The following is an 18,069-nucleotide window of genomic DNA, read 5'->3' on the forward strand; positions in this document are numbered from 1 at the left end:
TTCCTTATTTTGCCGTAATTTTTGATATCTACCCCTAAAATAGACTCGCCTAAGCCTAAAAGTACCCGAATCGCTTGATTTAGTACTCATGAACGCAAAGATATGTCTTTCACGACCAAAATATTGAAATTAACTACTTACCCTAATTCTGAGAGTGGACGCGTTTACCCGCTCTCGATCTTATTTTATGTTTTGTTCGCGCTAGCGAGCTTGGCGGTATTGGCCAATAACCTCTATTACCTAGGCCAAGGTAAGGTCCTTGCAACCAGTCTGTTGTTTTTACTTTCATTTGTACTGGCATTGTCAATGGGGTCACGAGCACTAATAGCGGTGATTTTCCTATTGCCTCTATCGGCTAATCTGCATCATTTTTTAGAGCTCATAACTCAGGTCCCATTTTTGGCGCTTCCAAATGCTGGTATAGATTTAGTTGCGGGTGCTTTTTTGGGCTTAGGTATTCAAAGATTACTGTTTAAGAAAAGTAGCTCAGCCCTAGCTAGTGGAGAGCCCCTAGGCTTTCTAAGAAATTTATCTTTGCTATGGCCAGTGAGCCTAGCTTTACTAATCATTAGTTTTTCAACTGCCATTGCGATTTCTCGCAATTTGTATTTATCAGCAACCCAAACTTCTTTTAAGGGCGTGCTATTTAATTTGATACATTTTCGCCCGATGGATTGGCGTGCGGATTTTATGCCCATTGGAGATTGGGTTTCCTATACATTGGCAGTCGCATTCATTGCCATGCTGTTTGATTATTTGCAATCACTTCCAGTAGAAAAACGAAATGCCCAGATCTTTAAGCCACTCGTAGCTGGCCTAGCTGTTTCAGCAGCAGTGGGAATCTTCCAAAGTATCACTGGGTTTGGTCTTGCTGAATCCCAACTGAGTTTTCGCAAAGATGCCTTAGGCTTTGCTGCGATGGGCTTGCAACCTGATTTACATGCGTTTGCTTCCCATATGCTGCTTGGGGTCGTAGGCTTATGGGGATATTTTTGGGTCTGTAAATCACGCACTGAGAAATGCTTATTGTCTTTAGTGTTTGTACTGTCTTTCATTGGATTAATTGCTAGTAAATCGCGCGCTTCATTAATTATTGCCATCATCGCCTTGATAGTGCTGGGGCTAGTCTATTTATATCGCTCTCACAAAAAACGTTTTTATCCAGTGTTGTTTACCCTGCTGATGCTAGTTGGACTAGGAGTCATTGGCGTTTGGGGAATATATGTTTCGGGAGCGCAGTTGCCGGGCTTGCAGTGGATAAATGAATTGCTAGCGCAAGTGCGCTCACGTAATCTGACTAGTCTAAGTGATTTAGGCGGCATGATGGGTTCTCGCTTTGAGATTTGGAGCGCTGCTATCAATATGATCTCTAGCTATCCGCTGATGGGTGTGGGTCAAGGTGAGTTCTATCACTTATCTTCTAATATCAGTTTTAGTAAGTCTGAATTTTTGCGTCTCAATGGTGGAGAAAATGCGCACAATTATTTTTTACAAACACTTGCTGAACTGGGCTTGATTGGCATCAGCGTTTTCTTGCTGGCTTTTGTATTCCCCTTCAAAGTAGCACGCACACCTTCTTTGCTGTATCCGGCAATCATTGGTTTACTTAGTCTCTTTTTAGGCAATCTATTTGCTCATGCGTTTTTGGTGCGCGAGAATTTACTATTAGCAGCCTCTTTATTGGCTCTCATGTATTCCCTGGCTTATGCTGGAAACTCTGTTAATGCGGGTCAGGTTGTTGGTGGTCAAACACGTTCAACGCGTTCGAAATGGCTTGGCGCTGCACTGCTATTGTGTTTCGTAGGATTAGAGTTATTCACTGCTTATGGGCGCCTACCTTTTATTTATGGGGCAGATTGCTTTATCAAAGAAAAATCCCTGGGTATCGATGGCTGGACTTCAGGTGCTTGGGAAGAAAAATTACTGACTGGCAAGCAAAAGATTGAATTGCAGGTCAATCCTGATCGGCCTGGGCTAGATCGTCGGCCATTGGTAGCTCAATTTGAACTGCTCTCTTGGGAGGCGGGTAAAGGTAAGGTACCGATTGCAAGAACGACTCAACGCTGGACTAGTAATGCCCCGGCTACTTTGACACTGGAACTCCCTAAGGAATACGTCAACTCACCAAACCTCATTACTGCACGACTAGAGGTATCAAGTTGTTTTACACCGCGCGATTTGGGAATCAATACGGATGCAAGACGTTTGGGTGTGAGGCTTGAAAAGGTGTCGTCTTGGTAAAAACTAGTCTACAAGCAGTGACAGCTCATTAGCCATCACTTCCCTGCTGATTAGTCTTTTTGAATAATGAGCCACTTGGGTGTCTTAAAACGCACGATGGACCAATAGAGCCAGATGTAGGTCAACGCAAAGAGCGCGCTACAGATTTTCAGTGCAATGTGGTTATTCCAAAAAATCACTGCAGGAATCACTGCCGCACTTGATAGCAACCAAAGATAGGGTGCAGTGATCGCATTTCGTTGGGTTAGTAGCGCTCCCTCAGAGCTCCCAATAGCCCAGCGTACTGCGCGGCGATAAATAATCTGATGTAAATGGGCGGCGTCCGGTAAGCCCGGGCTAACACGCTTTAACGCAATACGTCGGTAAATCGTAAACAGCGTCTCAAAGATGGGATAAAAGCACAGCAAGAGCGGGAACCATTTAGATACGCTGGGGTTGCGCAGTACCAATAACAGGGAAAGTTCTGCAATCCAAAAGCCAACTAAGTAGGCGCCGCCATCTCCCAGAAAAATCAGCCCTTTAGGGTAATTCCAAAATAGAAAGCCGACGATTGCGCCGATACCCGCAAGGGCGCACACCATGATGGGATAGTCTTTAATCTGAAAGGCAACGTAACCTAGCGCTGTCAAAATAATGACCGCTACTGCACCAGACAAGCCATGGTAGCCATCAATCAAATTAAAAGAGTGTGCAACGCCGGCGATGCAAAAGCAGGTAAAGACCATAGAAATTAAGGGGATCGATAAAATCCAATCAACTCCAAAAATTTGCACATTGGTAAGCCAAGCTTCTAAAAGCCAACCAGCGATAGCAGCTGACACCATTGTTGCAAGAAGACGCTCTTTAGCGCCAATTTTTTTTGTGAGGTCTTCTAGTAAACCCACGAGAAAGCAGGGAACTGCTGCACCTAAGAGTTGCGTGGCAAATAGGGCGACCGTAGCATCGTTTGTCCAGCGGGGAATGAGAGCGCAGGCAATTCCAATGTATATAGGAAGGCCACCAATGCGCGGTACTGGACTAGCGTGAAATTTTTGAATGCCTTTAAGGTCTGTATCGCCAGTAATGTGCTCATGCAAATGCGCGTAGCGGATCAGGATCAGACACCCTGCTAGGGAAACAAAAAGGGCAATCAGAACAGCAGACATATCAGGGCTTTATTGTTGTAAACGGCAAGGCTTTGGGCTGAGCTCACGGTGACTTTCATCACTATTTGCTGACTTTACCACTTTGAATGGTGGTTTTTGAGACTCCCAGTCGTCTAGAGGCTGGCGAAATGCAGAAATTGGCCTATTTAGAAGTAAAATTTGCCCTATTTCCTAGCTGGGTGAATCGTTGCGATGAATCATTCTTAAGCTTTGGGGATGCCCTGCCAGTAATGGCTAAATCAATGAATGCACTATGAATATTAGTTACCGAAGTTCGATCAATTGGCTTACGCAAAACTGGAAAGTCCTTGTTCTAACTGAAATTACCTGTTTGTTGCTGGCTGCATTGTATTTTGCGACTGCGCCGAAGATTTATGAGGCAGACTTTGCCATGCGGGTACCTAAGGTGCAAAAACCATTACCAGCTGATCCAACTAAGAGCCAATGGCAGTTATTAATTTCTGGCTTGGATTACATGCGCGGAATGCAAAACCCTGTGGGCTATTCGCCTGAATTTATCAAAAGTTGCTATGGTGACGATAGCAATGCGAAGCGCAAAGAATTTATTAATACAACCCAAATGGGACTATTGAATAACGGGGACACCGTGCAGTTTTCCCTGCGCCAAGAGGGTAAAGACCAAGTGATACATTGCGCCCACATGCTCTTAGCGGTGGTAACTTCTGATCTCAATGGCATATTTAATCGGCGGATGTCAGAGATTAATGCAGCAGGCGTTAATCCGGCGATTGTTTTTGATCCACCTATGATGGTGCAACCCATTCGGGTTAGTGATAGTTACATTCGCCCTAAGTTGGAGAAGGTTTTACTCACGGCGATATTGGCTGGATTCTTTCTGGCTATTTTTGGCGTGAGTTTACGCAAGAAGTATCGTGCTTAGCAGCACCATTAGGCTCTTAGCAATATATTCATGACTAGTGCAATCACTAAAGCTCTTCCATTAACAGATCCTGCTTCGCAGAGAATCTCCATTTGGGAGTTCATTAAAGTATTAATAGTGTGCTGTTTGATTAATACGGCGATATTTATTTATCACCCACCAGTTTTTTTTATCCCCGACCTATTTTTGCTTGCTTACGTGGTCTATAAATTTCGGGATTTAGATCAAGAAGTCTCGCTACTGTTTTTCACTGGGATCTTATTGTTTTGGGCTTACTTTGTATTCTCTCCAGAGGCCCTAGACATTCAGTTTGCTAACAATTACTGGCTTGTTCTTAAACCTTTTGTATATATCTGTATTTTGGCTCTGTATTCCAAAAACTATCCATTCGTTCCTTTGTATAAGTGGGTGCGGATGTTCTTGGGTCTATATCCCTGTATTTTGTTGTGGAATTTATATTTAGTGCATTGGAAAGAAAACGCTAATTTAGGGCAGTTGCTTACTATTCGCCCTTATTTCATTTTTGAAAATAATTTTGAAATTACGTTTTATCTCAATTGCTTCATTATTGTTTTCTTTATCTACCAAGAGCGCAAATGGCGTGATTTTCTGATTTTAGGTTTTGTGATCGCGATTGCGGGTAGTCGCTCGGGCTTACTGTCATTTGCTGCAGTATGTGTCTATTATTTTTTGGCAGTGAGCTGGCGCCAAAAATTAGGTGCTCTAGCTCTTGCTGGTTTAGCGGCGTTTTATATTGGGCGCGGGCGCAATATTAGTGCACCATTAAATACGATTGATCGCGTGCAATCATTACAAGCGATTTTGGAGCACTATCAATTTAGTTTTCTAGAGATGCTGAAAGAGCCCTTTGGATACGGTATCTATCAGAAGGTGCCCGGATATGTCTGTAGCAAGTTACCCGATTTTGCGGAGTGGTTTACAGGCAATAGTCATAACTGTGATCCCTTGATGCTCCAAGCCTTTTATACCCGCGCTTTGTATCAGTACGGTATTTATGTCACTTTACTGATTCCACTGATCTTCTTTTTGATTGTGAAAAAAGAGATGGGTTGGAAATTGGCCTTAATTGTCCTCACCCCCATTACCTGCGTAGCAACTTCAGTAGGTGGATTTTCTAATGGCTTGGCTTTTTTAGGGGTGCTCGTCTCTACTTTTGCTTATGCGCAATTGCATGCCGCGCAACATCAGAGCTCTATGAGTCCTTCAGGACCATCAGGCTCAGCGCAGATCATTGGAGCGCATTAAGTCATGCTCTCGATCATCACGATTAATAAAGACAATCTAGCGGGCTTGAGACAAACCATTGAATCAATCAAGCAATTGCCCCGCAATGAGTTTGAGTGGATTTGTATTGATTCGGTATCCACTGATGGTTCGGTAGCGCTAGCCCAAGAGTTTGCTGGCGCTGGGGATGTGGTCATTAGTGAGCGTGATAGCGGAATCTACAATGCCATGAATAAAGGCGTTCAAGCTGCTCGTGGCGATCAAATTCTTTTTCTTAATAGCGGTGACACGCTAGCGCCTCAGATTACTAGTATTAGCGGCCTAGGATGTGATCCGTCAATGGATCTGAATTTATTTGGTTTTCAGATTCGTGACCAGATTCGCTTGCCTCGCATGAATCTGTGGCGCTTTTGGTCTATGCCCACCTCGCACCAGGCGATTATTTATTCTCGCGCTCTATTATTAGTAGAGCCCTTTGATGAGTCTTATCGCTTTGCAGCTGATTTTGAGCATTATTTACGCATTAACCGTAAGCCCTTAAAGATGAAGCGCATTGCCCGCACTTTGATTGTCAATGAGCCTTACGGTAGCGATCAGCATTTACCCAAATTACTCGCTGAATATCGCCATGCCCTCATGAAAAACGGCTGCCCATCTTGGTGGGCGCATTTTGTCTTTTGGCTCAAAACCCATTATTTAAAGCGCGCCTTAAAGATTAAGACGCAGAATACGTCAGGCTAAGTATGTTGCCCAGCGCACTTCTTGTAGACTAATACGCAATGACCGTTACCGCCATCATCCTCACCTTTAATGAAGAGTTGCATTTAGCACGCTGCTTAGAGAGTGCTGCCAAATTAACTTCAGATATGGTGGTAGTTGATTGTTTTTCTACCGATCGCACGCTTGAGATTGCTAGGCAATATGGCGCCACAGTCATTCAACGCGCTTGGGATAACAACCACTCTAATCAAGTGAACTGGGCTTTAAGCCAATTGCCTGTTAGTACGCAGTGGGTGATGCGCATTGATGCTGACGAAATATTGAGCGATCAACTTGTTTCTGATATTCATGCCTTGTTGCCTACCCTGGACCCTAAGGTCAATGGAGTCACCTGTATTCGGCAAATGTGTTTTCAGGGAAAATTGATTCGCTATGGCGCCGTTGGTGCTAATCAAGTATTGCGTCTATTTCGCTATGGCTTCGGGCAATCTGAGGCGCGCTGGATGGATGAGCATATTAAAGTCGAAGGCCCTGTCGTCCATCTCAAATCGGTAATGATTGACGATAACTTACAACCCCTCTCATGGTGGATCGATAAACACAATCATTACTCAAATCGCGAAGCCGTCGATTTACTCAATTTAAAGTATCAATTTGCGGCGCAAAATTCAGTAGCTGCTCTAAGCACCAAAGGCAACTCCAATACGGCGATCGGGACTAAACGCTGGATTAAAGAAAATATCTACGCGCGCCTACCAGGGGGGCTGCGCTCATCAGTGTATTTCTTGTGGCGCTATATTTTCATGTTGGGTTTTTTAGATGGCGCTCGCGGTACTCAATTTCATTTTCTTCAAGCCCTGTGGTATCGCTCTTTGGTTGATGCGAAGGTTGCTGAAGTTGAGCGCTATATGAAAAAGCACCGCGTGAGCCCACAAGAAGCTATTGAGTCCGTATTGGGAATTGCTTTGTGAGGGTATCGATTATTACGGTGTGCTACAACAGTGGCAAAACCCTAGAGCAAACCATTGCCTCTGTAGCAGCGCAGGATTTTCCTGACATAGAGCACATCATTGTCGATGGGGGCTCTACTGACAATAGCCTAGCCATCATTGAAAAAAATAGTGAGCTGATTGCTAAGTGGATTTCAGAGCCAGATCGCGGCATGTACGATGCGATGAATAAAGGTATTGCCTTAGCTACTGGTGATGTGATCGGGATTCTCAATTCGGATGATGTGTATTTATACCCGCAGGTGATTAGTGAGTTAATGGCGGCTATGCAAAAAGCCCATGCTGATGCCGTTTACGCGGACTTAGTCTTGGTAGATCAGCATGATCACAGTAAAGTCTTGCGTTATTACGATTCAAGTCACTTTCACCCTCGTAAATTTCGTTATGGCTGGATGCCGGCGCACCCAACTTTCTTTGTCAAGAAAAAAGTCTATGACAAGGTGGGGCCTTTTGCGATTGACTATCAAATTGCAGCAGACTACGAAATGCTCATTCGCATCTTGGCAGTCGAGCAAACGCCGTATGTGTATGTTCCCAAAGCAGTAGTACAAATGCGCTCAGGCGGTGCAAGCACTGCTAGCTTGATGCGGAATTGGGTGCTCAATCAAGAAATCGTACGCGCCTGCAAAGCCAATGGTATCTATTCCAATATGGCGATGTTGCTGCCTAAAATTCCACTCAAGCTTTGGGGTGCGATTAAAGGTCGCTTACAGCATTAGCGGGTGCTCTAGAGGGTTAGAAGTTCTAAGACCTTTTCTATTGCTGGCAAGGATTATCCTAGGCTTTAGTACTCTTATATTTCCAATACCACTGCGCAGCCCACTCCAAGGGAGTGAGGGCGACACTAGCGAGCGTTTGTTGCCAGCCGGTAAGTGCTGACTGCAATTGGGGTGCACAATCCTTAAAGCTCGGAATTTGCTGGGCAGTGAGGTGTTTGCTATGCAAGATCGTGCGAATCTTCCATAGTAAAAAAGGATTGCGCTCTTGATTTTGATAAAAGAGATTAAGTACTAGAAGCTCTGCGCTAAGCATGCGCATACTATCTTTTTGCATGCTCTGGCGATGTTGACGAATGTGTACTAAGGCTAGATCTACATAGTCCACCGTAAATTGCTTGCTAATACGCAACCACATTTCCCAATCTTCACAAGCAGGTAGTTGTTCGTTAAACAGACCCACCGCATCAAATACGCTGCGCTTAATCAGAACGCTACTGCCACTACCAGAAATAAAATTTCCCTTGAGTAATGCTTGATGTGCATTACCTCGCAAACGTGGGGGAATAATGCCTTGGCTATCGGACAGGAGTTCTCCAGTTTCATCAATCAGTTGATAGCCGCAATAGACCAATCCCAAAGTGGGATCACGAGAATTTTGAAAGAGTGCATATTGCAAAGAGAGCTTATTAGCGAGCCAAAGATCATCGGCATCTAAAAGGGCAATATAGGGACTTTGGGAATGGGTAATTCCGGTATTGCGTGCATTTGAAAGTCCGCCATTGACTTGGTTAATGAGTTTGATGGTGAGCTCAGGATGTTCCAAAGTAAAGCTTTGCACAATTTGCGCAGTTTGATCGGTTGAGCCATCGTTCACCACAATCACAGTGCTAATGAGGGAGTCCTGAGAGACCAATGACGCTAGAGTCGGTCTGATATAGGCTGCTGCGTTATAGGCTGGAATGATGACATCAATCATGGACCTATCTTATCAGCAAATAGGGGCTGTTTTTGCGCTAGGCTGAGGGTAAAAATCCTTGAGAATGCCTTCTTCTTGCTGACCTGCAGGAGTTATTGATCGCGATATTTAATGGGATAATTTGCCTACTGATAACGCGCAATACTAAAGGGCAATACTAAAGCGTAATACTAAAGCGCCAGGTAAATACTGTAGATAAATAATGACATCACTCATGATTAATCCCCATCAAAAAGCGGAGCAATGGTTCTTACCTTTGCTCATCGTGGGATTGGTCGCATTCATTAATCTGAAATTTGCTTACTCTTATCAATTTTTTGTAGGTGACGATTGGGACTGGCTCTATACGGCTCAGTTTTCAACGGTCAGTCAAATCTTTACTATATTGCCAGGTGCCGTGTATAACGATCGTCCGGTGGGCGCTTTGGTTGTTAAGTTGATGTACACCCTCTTTGGTTTAGATTCCGATGCTTTTTATCTTTTCCAATTGGGTGTGCATATTGTCAATTGCCTAATGCTGTTTTGGATTGCTAAAAAATACATTGGTGCTAGCGGCGCTGCTCTCGCTGCGGTATTGGCAGGCACTTGGGTGGTGGCTAATGATGCCGTGTTTTGGACTGCGGCTGTTTTTGATTTGGTGGGTGCAACGGCTTGCTTGCTATCGATCTTCTTATGGCAGTTAGGAGTGAAACAAAACCGCTGGGTTTGGATTGTGCTGGGCGCCTTGGTGTACTTCCTATCGATTCGTACTAAGGAATTTGCCATTTCCTTGCCGATCATCATTTTGTTCATCTCCTACTTGTTAGAAAAGCACTCTTTAAGAGCATCTATCACTCGCTTATGGCCTTATTGGCTAGTGATGGGAGTCATGGGGGTTTGGTATGGCGTGCTCATGCAAAAGTCAGCCATAGTGGGTAATAGTGATGCGTATGGCTTACATTTTTCTGGAATCCTGGAAAACTTGAACTACTACCTGGGCACCATGTTTTATGAAAACCTTTGGGATCCACAGCGCCGAGTATGGAATACCCTCCATGGATTCATGATTTTGGTGGCGGCTATTCTCTGGGTATTGGCCATTGTGAGATCTGCGCACTATCGCAAAGTATTGATAGTGAGTGCCATTGGATTTTTGGGTTTACTCGGCCCAACCTTGCTACTGAAAAATCATTTAGGTCAGCTGTATTTATATGCACCCCATTTTTTCTTAGCAATGGCTATTGGCGCTTTATTTCCACTTGGATTGATATATCGAATTGCGATTCCGGCCCTCAGTATTGCGCTCGTGGCTTTTCCACTTGGCAGTCAATGGTTTCATGACAAACGGGATTATTACGTTTCGAATACCTTGCAGACTCGAGAGCAATTTGAACTATTTCAAAAACACTTACCTCAGATCACTCTAGGCTCACAAGTATTTATCGCCAACCTTGCGCAGTGGAATTCATTTGATTACCAAGGCGGTAAACCGCTAAAGGTGATGAAACAAGATAGATCTTTACAACTGCACGCGCATTTGCAAGACCGGGAGATGATTGCGCTATTTTGTAAGGCAAGTGCTCCTAAGATATTTATCCGGATGCAAGGCAATCAATCGATTGATGAAACAAAAATCATTAGAGCTCAGTGCCCATAGCAGACCCGCTGTATATATTTAGACTAGTTCTTTTTCTCAGCGCCGATAAAATCGATTTTGATGAGTCCTAATCCTAAAGTGCGATCATCATTTGAAGAGATCCCTGCCTGAATTGGGGTGCTTGGCTGATTAATCTGAAACCAAAGATCTAAGGGTTCGCCAGGTTTAGTTGGTTTGGGTAAGGTAATCGTAAAGGTGTTTGATTCAAGACTGTTAAGAGTGATAGTTTGACTAGGTACTTGATTGATGAATACCGTAATACTTTGAGTGGGTTGTTTAGGTCCAACCAGTGCTTTTGCAGTCACTTCAATTGATTGAATACCTGCGCCCAGATTGCCAAAAGATACCTTCCCAAGGTTTTTACTCCACAAGCCCCATGGCTCTTGATCATTCCATCCATCTAATACTAAGCAGCGGCTACCTAATCCATCTTTGGTAAATGAAAGAGATTCTCCAGCCTGAATTAAAGATTCTCTATTAAAGTTATCCCGTTTAAATTTTTGGGCAAAGGGAGTGGCATAAGAGTTAAATGCAAATACTAAGTCGTTCGTTCTGAGTAGTGGCGGGACAAACAACTGAGCAAGACAAAGCATTGCTAGCGCACAGGAAACAAAAAGATTTTTCCCAGCCCAATTTTTTTCTGGTAATTCCATCAGCATTAAGAAGGTGGGTAGCCAAATGAGGTCTACCAAACGATTGGTATCCCAGGAAATGAGTAGGGGGGTAAAGCAGATTAACAGCAGTACGACTGATAAGAAAATGCGTTTTAGGATCTCCAATCCAGAGTGCGAGCCTGCAATAAAGTAATAGGACGCAATAGCATAGACTCCCCAAAGGGCGCCCCCGCCAAATATAACGGCTAGCAAACTAAAAGAGTGCACCTTCATAAACTCAATGCCTGAGTGCAAAATGGCCAAATAGTTCAAGGCACTTAAGCCAGAAGTACCCTCATTTTGAACGAGCCATAAGAACAATAAACAGCTCACTGCTGTGGGCAGAAAAAAACGAAAGGCTTTAAAAATGCCCCAGCGCCATGAAAACCAAATGCCCAGTATGGCAATATCAAAAAGTGATTTTTCATGAGCTAGTGCTGCAGACAAGAGCAAGATCGTTACCAAGAGGCATGCAAGCCAAGATTGCGGTCCGATATTTAGGCATATCAACGTAGCAATGAGTACCAGACAATACGGAATGGCATCTAAGATAGCCACCCCGCCATAGGTCATAAAGGTGACCGTACTCCATGCAAATATAAAGCTGAGCGCTAGGTATCGTATAAAGACCCATCTAGGATTGTGCTCTGCTGGAGCGAGAATTTTTTGTGAAAGACTGAGCAAAATCAGGGTAAGCCAAATAAACAGACTAAAGACTTTGAGGGCATTAAAGCCCCAATTTGATAAGCCTAAAAGGGTTGCCACAGTATTGACTAAAGCTCTGGGTTTTAGCTCTTGTAAGAGATTAACGTCGCGATAGTAGCCCACGGGTTCCATCGAAATGGGCACCCATAGGGAGGCCAGAAATAGCCATAAGAGCGCCAAACTGACCGCCAAAATAAGATGCCCTGAAAATGACCAACGTTGGGGCTGCATTCGATAAACCCTTAGCGAAATGAATAGCTGAAATTATAGGCTTGGCGCTGGTGATCGAAATGAATGAAGTAAATCGGCCTAATGACCTATAAAAGATACAATAGTCCCATACCTAGTGACCCAATATGAATAGCGCTCGACCTTCTAAAACCCTTGGCATTATTGTGATTGCCACAGGTAAGTATTTTGAGGAATTTATTCCCAATCTGAAGGCATCTCTAGATCAGTATTTCAACTTCTCCGATTATCAAGTTCAGTTGTATTGCTTTACCGATACCAGCGCCCAAATTGCAGGGGTAAAAAATATCCCTATTCAACATTTTGCTTGGCCATTTAGTACCTTATTGCGTTATCGCTGGATTGCACAAAACTTAGCCCAGTTAGAGCAGCATGATTTTATTCTCTACATGGATGCGGATATGCGAGTTGTGGCTACTCCACCCACCGCTATTTTTGATCATGCACTCATTGCTGTGCGTCACCCTGGTTATGTGCAAGGGCCAGGCGCTTTTGAAATTGACCGTGCAGATTCTTGCTATGTGCCACCGCCATTGCGTAAGCATTACTACCAAGGATGTTTTTGGGGAGGACAATCTTTCGCGTTTAGCCAGATGATTCGCTCTTTAGCCCAGAAGGTAGATGAAGATTTAAGTCTAGGCAATATTCCGATTTGGCATGATGAGTCGTATCTCAATAAATATTTATCAACGCAAGTTTGCGAGGCTCTGCCACCGACCTTTGCTTGGCCAGAAGGGCAAACTCCAGTTGAGCCGCCTTATGTGCTGCATTTAGAAAAAAAGCATCAGGTCATTCGCCAAGCCTCAGAGCAAAAGCTTGATATAGATGCCCTTATCTTGAGGGGCGATAGCAAAGCTGAATTAGAAATCTACAAAAAGTTGTATTTGAATGCCCATGAGAAATGCCAGCGCCTTGAAGAGCGTTTGGCTGGCCGCCATATCTGGCTTACTCGGGCGCGCGAGTGGTTATCACATTACCGCCAAACTAATAAAAAATAGTATCTAAATAGAGCCTAGGAAGATATCGGTAGCTGGGTGATCAAATCTTGAGAGATCACAGAATCAAACTTTCTCGCAAATAAAACGGGGTAGTTTTGATTTTGCGCTGCTATCAGGACAGGTAAATGGGTGGCATCTAAAATTCCTGGCACCTCTCCATGCGAAGATTCCCAATGAACATATCGTAGGGTGTGATTGATCATTTGCTCAGGGTTCTGTTGAATGTGCGCATCGTTCATGAGAATGGAATGCGGCACAAACTCTTCGGCGCATAGACTATGGCGATAGCTCCGCTCCTTTAATGCAGGGTGCGCCAACAAGCGCTCCATAGCGCTATGATGCAAGGACCAATATCCTAAGCCGCCCCAAAAGGTCTTACCAATACTGGGGTAGCCATTTAAGCGTGACAATCCTAAAGTGCGCTGTAATTTCAAGAGGGTGCGATTGAGAATATCAAACACGCGGCCATAACGTCTTGCATCTAGTAGATCAAAGAGTTGGTAGTACGCCACCCGATCGAGTCCACCATTACCAGACCAGTGAGCTGCTGGCATTTTTGCCAGCTCCATAAAGCTTTGGCCTACATATTTATCAAAAAATTGGATAAAGCACTCGACGGTAACAATGATGCGACATTGCCCTGTGATCGTATGAAAGTAGTGGGCACCATCTTGAGCAGCTTTTGCGCACAATTGCATTTGTATCTGAAAATGATCAGAACTGGCCCAGCGGATGGTTTGGTCAGCTTGCAAATAAATGCGCTCATAGCGCGAATCACTTAATCGTTTGTGCTCTAAATAGCGCTGCGTAGATGTGGCCATCGCTTTACTACGAGCATCAATATGGCAACACACACTTGCCTCTGGGAGTTCCAAAAGCTGACTAAATAGGCTTTTGAGTGACTCTGGATCTCGATAAGCGGTAATGATGAAGGCGTGTTTCATGGGCTTTGGCGAGGATTTGTGTGCAGGACTATTTTTTGTCAGATAGATTGGTTAAATACTGGGGTGAAAGCTGCTTATGCCCTCTATTACCCTAAATGCAGATCTGAGTATATTCTGAGCTGAGCTAGGGGTGATGAATTAAAATATCTCCATGCTAGCTTGGCTTGTCCTGACATGAAAGATGCCTAGTCTTAAAGATGCTTCATATTAAATTCAATTCTAATCTCGAATCCGTTTGCAAGATCTCATGAGCGCTACTTCCTCTCCAGCAATCTCAGTAGTGATGGCCGTAAAAAATGGCGGTCATCTACTGGCAGGTTCAGTTGAGTCTATTTTGAATCAAACCTTTGCGGATTTTGAACTCATCATCATTAATGATGGCTCTACGGATGATACGTTAGAGACCCTTGCTCAATTTAATGATCCGCGAATTCAAGTAGTTACCCAAGAAAATCAGGGATTAGCTAAGTCGCTTAATCGTGGCATAGCTTTATCGAGGGGGCACTTTATTGCCCGACAAGATCACGACGATTTATCAATGCCCACCCGCCTTGAAAAGCAAATACATTATTTTGATGCACATCCTGATTGTGGATTACTTGGTACAGCATCTGAAATTTGGTCTGAGCATGGGCCTACTGGGCGCTCTCACGATCATCCGTGTGACTCTGGGGTACTGGCTTTCGAACTCTTATTTAACAACCCTTTTGTTCATACCTCATGGATGTTTCGCAAAGAAGTAGTGGATAGGGTTGGGGTGTATACGACGGACTTGGCTCGCCAACCTCCAGAAGACTATGAATATGTCTCACGTATCGTGCGCCATTTTGATGTTGCCAATTTACCTGAGCGTTTAGTGGTCTACCGAGAAATGCAAAATAGTATGTCTAGCTTAATTCGACCAAAAAATTTAGTACTTAACAATCCATTTTCTGAGCGCTTGGCGCTGATCTCCAGTGAAAATATTGCCTACGCCGCCAACTTAAAGACGATGAATGTGGATGCGCAAAACTTTGGCGCGCTCACACACGGTTATCCAAAGGGATTTTCATTACAGGGTAGCTGCTTTGCAGTAAAGGAGCTTTTGAAGAAGGCAACCCTGTCGATTGTCCAGCGCTACCCCAAATCCCCAATTGGACCGCTGCTATCCCATCACCTAAATCATTTGTACTATCAGTATGCCCACCAAGCCTACTTACAATCTGAGGGTGGTGCGCGCTGGTTTCAGTGGAGCCAATACTGGATCTATCGCATTAAAGTAGGGCTAGCTGTTCGCGTGCACAAACTCAAAAAAGTTTTTGGATAAGCAATGTCTAATCAAGCGATTCTGAATATAGTCATACCAAATTTTGCAGGCCTACTCTAATGGAGCAAAATCTCAGCACCTCTCCTTTGGTTACGGTACTCATGCCTGTCTTTAATGGCGGCGCTGATTTATCTCTTGCAATCGACAGCATTCTCAATCAAACCTATACTCATTTTGAGTTTCTGATGATTGATGATGGCTCGACCGATCAATCCGCTCAATTGATTGTTTCGTATCAAGATGCGCGTATTCGATTCTTACAAAATCCTCAGAATATGGGTTTGGTGGCTACTTTAAATCGTGGGATTGATGAGGCTAGAGGTAAATACATTGCCCGGATGGATGCGGATGATGTGAGTCTGCCTGCTCGATTAGCAACCCAGGTAGCGCTTTTAGAGTCCAATGCGGGCGATATCGGCGGGTCTTTTTTTGAGGTGATTTCTAAAGAAGGAAATTACGTGCGCACCTTAAGTGCGCCTCTGACAATGGAAGGAGTGGTAGCTTGCCTGGCCAATACAGTACCTTTTGCACATGGCTCAGTGATGATGCGCACTGCCTTTTTGCAAAAGCATCAGCTGCGTTACCGCCAAGACGCGGATGCGGAAGATTTTGATTTATGGGTCAGAATCTTTGAGGCAGGTGGCAAATTTGTTAATTCAGACCAAGTGCTATATCAATACCGCGATTACGGCAGTTCGCTCTCTAAAATCAAGGGTGGCGAAATGGAGTTATCGGCCAAGGGGCTCCGCCGTCAATTTGTCGCTCGCAATCTAAATCGCTGTCAGGATGCTTTAGAGTTTTTATTGCAGAGGCAATCTAGCCTGGAATATCGTGATCAGTTAAATCTCATCTGCTTGGCATTTCGGGTAGGTTCTCAATCGGGCAAGTGGGGACCATACTGTAAATCCTTGCTGCAAGCATCCCCAAAAGCAATGGCCCACAGTACTTATCGAATTTGGCGTGCTTGAGATGGGTTGCTATGAGCAAGTAATAAGTCCAATGATGCACAGTAAATACAGATCCATTTATTAATATATTGATTGAATACATAAAGCCGAATCGACCATCTTCATGAACCCATTAAAAAAACTGATCAAACAAGTGCTAAGCGCTTGCGGATTCAAAATCTATAAAGTGCGTAAAGAGTTTGCTCGCCTTCAGCCGCCTAACCCCCTTGTGTATCACCAGGTAGATTTATTGCTTGATGTGGGAGCCAATATTGGTCAATACGTGATCGAAAATCGGCAGCAGGGCTACTTGGGTCAGGTGGTGTCATTTGAGCCCTTGCCGGACGCCTATGAAACATTGCTAGAGAATGCTGATGGAGATTCGCAATGGATCATTCATGCGCGCTGCGCCGTGGGCTCAGAAAATGGTCAAACGCAGATCAATATTTCAAAAAATTCATTTAGCTCTTCATTATTACCAATGCTCAATACCCATTCAGACTCAGCTCCAGAATCGGTTTACATTGGTACGGCAAGTACGCCCGTGATTACCTTGGACTCGATTTATAAGCGCTACGCCAAGGATAAGAAAAAAGTCTTTTTGAAGATTGATACACAAGGATTTGAGGCGCATGTATTGTCTGGAGCGCTGCAAAGTTTACGGTCGATATTTGCTGTTCAGCTAGAGCTCTCTTTAGTGCCGCTTTATGCCAATCAGGAGCTTTATCCGTACTTCCTCAAATTTTTTGAGGACCATGGTTTTTATCTTTGGCAGATTATCCCCGGGTTTATTGATAATGAATCTGGGCAGTCTTTGCAGTTTGACGCCATATTTCTTCGCAAAGAGTCGCCCGTTAGATAATTTTACGTAAGGCCTTTGCAAGGGCTGTATCTTTATCGGCTAAAAAGGCGCAATAACTTACTACCTTTTCTCGCAGGCCATCATTGGGATATTTAGTCAGCAAATACGCAATTTCGGCAACAGTGTGACTGGTGGTCAAATCCCCTTGGGTTTGGCCTGACCAAACCCCAATAGCGATTCGAATATCCTTGGCTAAGTAAAAGCTTGGGTAATACTTAAAGAGATGGTAATAAAACTCGCAATCCATCAATAGCTTGACGTTCTCATCAAATGGGATTTCTTCCAAAATAGATTTACGAATCGTAAGAACAGAGGGATCGCTGACGGTATTTTGGCCAAACAATAAAAATTCGTTATTGCGCGGCACCATATCACCGGTAAATTCAACGGTGTTGGTGGTATGCGTAGCGCTTGTAAAGATACAGTCAGGGGCTTGCTCGCGGATAATATCAGCAATGGTTTGTAGGTAGCATGTCTCAACTAGTAAATCATCTTGGAACAGAATTTTGATGTAAGGATATTGGGCTTGTGTAATCCCAAAGTTTACGTTTTGAGAGATATTGCCATGGCCAGCAGAGTTCAAGCAGTGGCGAATCGGAAAGCGTGACAAATACGTTTGAATGAAATCGGCAATCTGGGTGTCTTTGCTGTGATCACTCACAATGATTTCAACAGGATATTGGGAGTCAAGAACCTGCTTATTGATTGAGTCTAAGCCGCGGCGCAAAAAGGATACGCCTAAACCCTTCATTTCATAGACAGGAATCACGATAGAAATCATAGGCTGGGAAATAGATCTTCGGGGGGGTTAA

At 44.1% G+C, this 18,069-nt stretch carries 16 protein-coding genes; 11 read left to right on the forward strand and 5 right to left on the reverse strand.

Annotated features, from left to right (window positions below):
• The first annotated feature begins 102 nt into the window (after positions 1 to 102).
• Positions 103 to 2,241 (forward strand): O-antigen ligase, encoded by a 2,139-nt coding sequence (locus ICN38_RS02990; protein WP_216254900.1) that lies wholly within the window; start codon positions 103 to 105, stop codon positions 2,239 to 2,241.
• Between the two features lie 50 nt (positions 2,242 to 2,291).
• On the opposite strand, the gene ICN38_RS02995 is transcribed toward ICN38_RS02990, so the two are convergent.
• Positions 2,292 to 3,386 (reverse strand): glycosyltransferase, encoded by a 1,095-nt coding sequence (locus ICN38_RS02995; protein WP_216254902.1) that lies wholly within the window; start codon positions 3,384 to 3,386, stop codon positions 2,292 to 2,294.
• 253 nt (positions 3,387 to 3,639) lie between these two features.
• Between ICN38_RS02995 and ICN38_RS03000 the strand changes: the two genes are divergently transcribed.
• The 5 genes from ICN38_RS03000 to ICN38_RS03020 are packed head-to-tail and all read left to right on the forward strand — an operon-like array spanning position 3,640 to position 7,981.
• The gene (locus ICN38_RS03000; protein WP_216254904.1) at positions 3,640 to 4,287 is read left to right on the forward strand and encodes a hypothetical protein; all 648 of its coding nucleotides are present in this window, start codon (positions 3,640 to 3,642) and stop codon (positions 4,285 to 4,287) included.
• A gap of 30 nt (positions 4,288 to 4,317) precedes the next feature.
• Entirely contained in the window at positions 4,318 to 5,553 is a 1,236-nt protein-coding gene (locus tag ICN38_RS03005) for a hypothetical protein (protein WP_216254907.1), read from the forward strand.
• Positions 5,554 to 5,556: 3 nt separating this feature from the next.
• Positions 5,557 to 6,273, forward strand: a complete 717-nt coding sequence (locus ICN38_RS03010; RefSeq protein ID WP_216254909.1) for a glycosyltransferase — start codon at positions 5,557 to 5,559, stop codon at positions 6,271 to 6,273.
• Between the two features lie 38 nt (positions 6,274 to 6,311).
• Entirely contained in the window at positions 6,312 to 7,223 is a 912-nt protein-coding gene (locus tag ICN38_RS03015; protein ID WP_216254911.1) for a glycosyltransferase family 2 protein, read from the forward strand.
• The gene (locus ICN38_RS03020) at positions 7,220 to 7,981 is read left to right on the forward strand and encodes a glycosyltransferase family 2 protein (protein ID WP_216254915.1); all 762 of its coding nucleotides are present in this window, start codon (positions 7,220 to 7,222) and stop codon (positions 7,979 to 7,981) included. Before ICN38_RS03015 ends, ICN38_RS03020 begins: the two co-directional genes overlap by 4 nt.
• 58 nt (positions 7,982 to 8,039) lie before the next feature.
• Here ICN38_RS03020 and ICN38_RS03025 read toward each other — a convergent pair whose 3' ends face one another.
• The gene (locus tag ICN38_RS03025) at positions 8,040 to 8,957 is read right to left on the reverse strand and encodes a glycosyltransferase family A protein (protein ID WP_216254919.1); all 918 of its coding nucleotides are present in this window, start codon (positions 8,955 to 8,957) and stop codon (positions 8,040 to 8,042) included.
• A 202-nt stretch (positions 8,958 to 9,159) separates the two neighbouring features.
• Between ICN38_RS03025 and ICN38_RS03030 the strand changes: the two genes are divergently transcribed.
• The gene (locus tag ICN38_RS03030; protein ID WP_216254921.1) at positions 9,160 to 10,593 is read left to right on the forward strand and encodes a glycosyltransferase family 39 protein; all 1,434 of its coding nucleotides are present in this window, start codon (positions 9,160 to 9,162) and stop codon (positions 10,591 to 10,593) included.
• Between the two features lie 23 nt (positions 10,594 to 10,616).
• Here ICN38_RS03030 and ICN38_RS03035 read toward each other — a convergent pair whose 3' ends face one another.
• A complete protein-coding gene (locus ICN38_RS03035) occupies positions 10,617 to 12,182 on the reverse strand; it encodes a hypothetical protein (protein ID WP_216254923.1) in 1,566 nt (521 codons plus the stop codon).
• Between the two features lie 125 nt (positions 12,183 to 12,307).
• Here ICN38_RS03035 and ICN38_RS03040 point away from each other — a divergent pair, with 125 nt between their 5' ends.
• Entirely contained in the window at positions 12,308 to 13,198 is an 891-nt protein-coding gene (locus tag ICN38_RS03040; RefSeq protein ID WP_216254926.1) for a hypothetical protein, read from the forward strand.
• Between the two features lie 14 nt (positions 13,199 to 13,212).
• Here ICN38_RS03040 and ICN38_RS03045 read toward each other — a convergent pair whose 3' ends face one another.
• Positions 13,213 to 14,142, reverse strand: coding sequence for a beta-1,6-N-acetylglucosaminyltransferase (locus ICN38_RS03045; protein WP_216254929.1), 930 nt, complete (start codon positions 14,140 to 14,142; stop codon positions 13,213 to 13,215).
• A 247-nt stretch (positions 14,143 to 14,389) separates the two neighbouring features.
• On the opposite strand from ICN38_RS03045, the gene ICN38_RS03050 reads away from it, so the two are divergent.
• The 3 genes from ICN38_RS03050 to ICN38_RS03060 all read left to right on the forward strand — a co-directional run bounded on the left by ICN38_RS03050 (position 14,390) and on the right by ICN38_RS03060 (position 17,257).
• On the forward strand, positions 14,390 to 15,448 hold the full coding sequence (locus tag ICN38_RS03050) for a glycosyltransferase family A protein (protein ID WP_216254931.1): 1,059 nt from the start codon (positions 14,390 to 14,392) through the stop codon (positions 15,446 to 15,448).
• Positions 15,449 to 15,507: 59 nt separating this feature from the next.
• Positions 15,508 to 16,416: a glycosyltransferase gene (locus tag ICN38_RS03055; RefSeq protein WP_216254933.1), complete on the forward strand. Its 909-nt coding sequence runs from the start codon at positions 15,508 to 15,510 to the stop codon at positions 16,414 to 16,416.
• A 103-nt stretch (positions 16,417 to 16,519) separates the two neighbouring features.
• A complete protein-coding gene (locus tag ICN38_RS03060) occupies positions 16,520 to 17,257 on the forward strand; it encodes an FkbM family methyltransferase (protein WP_216254936.1) in 738 nt (245 codons plus the stop codon).
• Here the strand turns inward: ICN38_RS03060 and ICN38_RS03065 are convergent.
• Entirely contained in the window at positions 17,250 to 18,038 is a 789-nt protein-coding gene (locus ICN38_RS03065; protein WP_216254939.1) for a glycosyltransferase, read from the reverse strand. The two genes, ICN38_RS03060 and ICN38_RS03065, sit on opposite strands and share 8 nt — an antisense overlap.
• Positions 18,039 to 18,069 lie beyond the last annotated feature (31 nt).

Source organism: Polynucleobacter sp. AP-Melu-500A-A1 (assembly GCF_018882125.1).
Taxonomy (GTDB): Bacteria; Pseudomonadota; Gammaproteobacteria; order Burkholderiales; family Burkholderiaceae; genus Polynucleobacter.